Source organism: Rheinheimera sediminis (assembly GCF_004005375.1).
Taxonomy (GTDB): Bacteria; Pseudomonadota; Gammaproteobacteria; order Enterobacterales; family Alteromonadaceae; genus Pararheinheimera.
Map to the genome: position 1 here is coordinate 1 of NZ_RZUF01000057.1, position 4,545 is coordinate 4,545.

Here is a 4,545-nt window from a genome sequence, read left to right on the forward strand (position 1 = left end):
ACCGCGAAGTCCGGAACTGCACACCAGTGGGACCGACAACGCTGAATCCGGAAAAAGAGTCAGTCAAACAAGCAGAAAAACAGGCCGCTTAAAACGGTCGATGGTGACAACTAGCTTGAAAAACGCCGTTATTAGTAAACATACCGAAGAAATTTTAAAAAAAAGCTGTATACCCGTATCAGGGCAACCCCACATACAGGTAGCCAAAAGCCCCGCAACCGAAAGAGCCAGAATCAATATGTTTACTACTACAGCAATAAAGTACTTCATCGCTTACCCAAGCTTATAACGCTCGCAGCACAGGCCGAAACCCGTACAGCGGTTGAGGTCCAGGCCACGTAGTGGCCGATTGTGACTGCGCTTGTTAGCTACCACGCCGTGTCCAATTTTTGGAGCTCGCCTGTTTTGATGTTAAAAATAAAATACAATGTGTCCAAATCTGATGCGGCATAAATTAAAACAATGTCATTATCAACAACTTCATAGCCCTTTATATCAGCCATAACAGACATCAAATTTGTGCCGTCATATTCCGAAACCAACAATTCTTTTTTGTCATTGCGTTTTAAAAACCCATCATTGTTTGAATCGTACTTAGCTACCAAATATACGTTTTTACTGAGAATTTTTTCGTATTGAGTTTGTTTATCACGACTAGGGGAAAATTCTACTATTAATGCATTTTTTTCAAATAGTAACTTTCGTTGTTCACCAATCTTCGTGAACATTACATTTACGGCATTTTCACTTAAACCGAAAGAAGATGAGATAACTATGCTCTCAGCGCTAGAACTATACGGTTGATCTTGGACCACTCTATCTGAAGTTATTTCAAAAATATGTACATCTTTAATTAAACCAAGGTACTGTTTTTCAAGCTTAGCTTTCTGCTCTATCGCTTGTGCGTCATCGCTTTTTATAACTTGTACTGTTGGCGGTGAATAATCTTTACGCATAATGTCTCTAAGGACATCTCTGCCAACCAAAATAATCACAAATATTGCTGCGAAAAACAGTAATACCTTATTAGATTTCTCAATGAAACCCATAATCCGACTGCTCAATTGGAACTCCTTTAAAGCTAACGTTGCGTTCACCTGCGAATTGTAAGTAGCGCGTTGCGATAAACTTAGCGCAGCGATATTGCATAAGCGCTACTTACAATTCGTCTGGTGCAACGCTTTGTTATGAATTTTTAGTTAAAAAGTAATTTGTCTTTAATGAGACCTAAAATATAAAAGCAAATGTAGCTTTGAACGCAAACCAATGCCAGCAATGGCAGAGCAGCTTCTCTATTCGAGAAATATGTAGAAATTAAAGCAACTAAAAATACAACTAGCAGGCCGCCACACCAAGTTAACGCTTTCTTTGACCGCTTAAATAGTAAAAAGATAGGAGGCAAAAGTAGTCCATAAACGACTACGGCTGATATCAAGGGCGTTAGATTCATACTTTCACCAAAAATGGATTGATAGATTCCATAGAGCGCAGCTACTAGGGCAAAGAAAAGAACAAAACCATAAATGATGGCGATAATCCAAGCACCGTCAGGATGTCCACTACTGAAAGGTCTAGATGTTTCAGGGTCTACATTGTTAAAATTTTTGTCAAAACGATTCATGTATTTATCCTATATTTTCATAACGTTCGGTTCAGCCGCAGTTTGTAAGCGGCGCATTTACGATAAACTTCGCACAGCGATTCGCTTAATGCGCTGCTTGCAANGCGCATTTACGATAAACTTCGCACAGCGATTCGCTTAATGCGCTGCTTGCAAACTGTCGAGCGTAAGCGCGAAGCGCTGGAGCGGTGCTGCAACCGTTTGTTAGGTAGATCTACTTAAAGCGAATTCTTTGGCTAAATTCGAATTCTTGATGGCCATTAAGTGAGCAAGAAGTTTCTATATAAAGATCTTCCAGCCCAGGCTGCCCGTTTATATATTGTACATTTACAAACTCTTTCTCCGAACCTTTTAAGGGCATAAGAAAGTCGTCTTGATTTGTTTCTATATATTTCTCTTGCTCATTATTACCCGCATTTACTGTAATATTGGTTTTAGCCACGCACTCTAGTTGAATATCTTTACCATTAGAGTCATAAGATATTTTGAAACCATGACGAAGACATTCTATTTGCTTTTTGGCGTATATACAGCTGTCATTTACTTCATACGCCATGTTTTTTGTTTCCTCGTATATAACCCATTCGCCGTCTATTTTTTTCATTTTCCCTTGAGTTAGATCATGGATTATTAATTCCTTTTTAGGGGTTTCTACTTTTGTGGTTGAGCAAGCAGAAATGCAAATTAAAACTAAGAATATAAATAGATGCCTGATCATACTTTTTTACCTAACGCCGCAAGCAGCGGCGAGCGTTAGCGAGTCCTGCACCGAAGGTGCGATGCTGACTTGCTTTGTTATGCATGTTTTTTTAACAGCCAGCGTACTGGCAACCTTATTACTGCAAATGCTAAAAACCAGGCAAATACCAAACCCAAAGCAGATCCGGCGAGCCCCGAATTATACAAATTCTGATCGCCGCTTTTTAACTCGACTATTAAACCATTAGACTTTAAGTACTTTGCCATTAATGATTTACCCAGCATTTCCGCTTTAAAAGCGTCACAAGAACTGTATTTTTGCAAGGTATAGTATTGTTCGTTATTTAAACTAAAGTAACCTAAATAATGTGACCACTTTTTATCTTTTTCGCAGGTAAGAATACTGCCTGCCAGATCAATATTACCGATATTTGAATCGCTTCTGCTGTTTATAAACCATCCAATAAAAAGCACAGCGAGGACTGCCAAGATAAGAAAATCAGCTTTTATGTGGTTGCTAACTTTTGTCATTACTGGATCTCAACAAACTGCATAACGCCCCGCGCATGCGCGCGAACTTGTAAGCGTCGCAGGGGCCGCAGGCCCCGAATGACGCGGTTTGTTAGGCTAAACTACTGCGGCTGCGCCTTGATAACTCGAAAAACTAATGGCTGTATACATACGTGAGAAAACCACGAAATGCCTGCTATCACCAATATACCTATAAGCGGAATTATTGCTCCAGAAAAAACTATTGAGCCAAATACATATCCAAAAATACACTCCGCTTTGTATATAGGCAGGAACAAACCGACTACCACCAAACCTAAAGACAAGTACATTGCAACGTTCCCGTAGCCAAAAATAACACTGAGTGACTGGATAAGACTCAAGACCAGCATGCAAAAAAAGCCAATAAGTACGAATCGTAAAATCTTTGCCCTTACTGGCGCGTCACTAGGTTGAAGAGATACACGCTTCTCTATTCGTACTGTTGAAAACCAAGCTAAGAATGGGAGGATTAATAATCCCCACCAGTTTGATATGGAAGGATAATCAGAATTGTGCATCAAGTGATGGCTCACTATTCCACCATTCAAATGCTCCCACAACAGAAATCCAACTACGAATAATATGGTAATTGCAATCACGTAGTATTTTAATTTTTTGAACTGCTTGTCAGTCATGTTTATTCTCGGAGTACGATCGTCGAAATATTTAGCCTAACGCAAAGCTTTGGGGCGGCTGGAGTGCAGCGTAAGCCGTCCCAGCCACGTTAGTGGCGACAACAGCGCCTTGTTAGGCATTCACATTAAACCTAAAGTTTTCAGTATTTTGCCACAAAGCCTTAGATTTAAACGAATACCAGAAAGCCATTAAATAAAGTGGTGTCATGTAAAGGATGTTTTGAATATCCCATGATATCCCAAACGTCCCAAATCCATCTAAAATCATTAAAATCTCGTCAGTTATGGCTACTAGAACCCACACTTTAAAAAAAACTGGGAAACACAATTTAAATCTAACTAAAAAGGCTAAGCAAGCTATATAGATTGGGATGTTTATTGATAAACGGAGAGTATCTACAATCCGGCTTGAATATTGGAATAAATCGATATAATCAAGTAATTTAGGCCAAAAATAAATATGACCTATTAGCAACAAAACATACCAACTATAAATTTTAATTTTAGATTTCTGCATACTGATCCCTGTGATGCCTAACTATTTACTAATGGGCTGCCGCAGCGCAGGCAGTCCCGTGGAGGCCATGTTTTTTTTATGGCCGGAACGAAATTAAGTAACTTGTTATACGCTACCAAACTCGCCTCTTTACGCCGAAAAATATTGCCATACAAAACACGCTAAAAATCGCAGAGACGTAAAAAATTGACGATACAGAAAACAAGCTCAACTTCCCGTTGATACAAAAACCTATAAAAAACAGCAATAGAAACAGGCCCAGATAGTAAAGTACGGATTCTATTGACGAGGCTAGTGCACGATTAAAATCTGGATTAACAGGAAATGATGCCGTTAAGCTAACAAACCAGAAAATAAAACCAGTTAACACGATAGCCATATGCGAATAGATTGCTCCATACTCTTGCTTAAAAACTGCAACAGCAAATGAGAAAGCGGCAATAATGCTGAATAAGAGGCTTACTTGCTTGATGATTAAAACCCTTTACGTATAACGCTCAAAGCAGCTGCGCGGTACGCGT

General features: G+C 39.3%; 6 protein-coding genes. All 6 read right to left on the reverse strand.

Annotation, left to right across the window (positions count from 1 at the left end; translation table 11 throughout):
* Nucleotides 1–368 precede the first annotated feature (368 nt).
* The 6 genes from EMM73_RS19615 to EMM73_RS19640 all read right to left on the reverse strand — a co-directional run bounded on the left by EMM73_RS19615 (nucleotide 369) and on the right by EMM73_RS19640 (nucleotide 4,024).
* Nucleotides 369–1,064 carry a hypothetical protein gene (locus tag EMM73_RS19615; protein ID WP_222422712.1) on the reverse strand — a complete coding sequence of 232 codons (696 nt, stop codon included), beginning with the start codon at nucleotides 1,062–1,064 and terminating at the stop codon, nucleotides 369–371.
* Nucleotides 1,065–1,195: 131 nt separating this feature from the next.
* The gene (locus tag EMM73_RS19620; RefSeq protein ID WP_127688452.1) at nucleotides 1,196–1,621 is read right to left on the reverse strand and encodes a hypothetical protein; all 426 of its coding nucleotides are present in this window, start codon (nucleotides 1,619–1,621) and stop codon (nucleotides 1,196–1,198) included.
* Nucleotides 1,622–1,835: 214 nt separating this feature from the next.
* Nucleotides 1,836–2,339, reverse strand: coding sequence for a hypothetical protein (locus EMM73_RS19625; RefSeq protein ID WP_127688453.1), 504 nt, complete (start codon nucleotides 2,337–2,339; stop codon nucleotides 1,836–1,838).
* A 77-nt stretch (nucleotides 2,340–2,416) separates the two neighbouring features.
* Entirely contained in the window at nucleotides 2,417–2,851 is a 435-nt protein-coding gene (locus tag EMM73_RS19630; protein ID WP_127688454.1) for a hypothetical protein, read from the reverse strand.
* Between the two features lie 101 nt (nucleotides 2,852–2,952).
* Nucleotides 2,953–3,507, reverse strand: coding sequence for a hypothetical protein (locus tag EMM73_RS19635; protein ID WP_127688455.1), 555 nt, complete (start codon nucleotides 3,505–3,507; stop codon nucleotides 2,953–2,955).
* 112 nt (nucleotides 3,508–3,619) lie between these two features.
* Nucleotides 3,620–4,024: a hypothetical protein gene (locus EMM73_RS19640; RefSeq protein WP_127688456.1), complete on the reverse strand. Its 405-nt coding sequence runs from the start codon at nucleotides 4,022–4,024 to the stop codon at nucleotides 3,620–3,622.
* Nucleotides 4,025–4,545 lie beyond the last annotated feature (521 nt).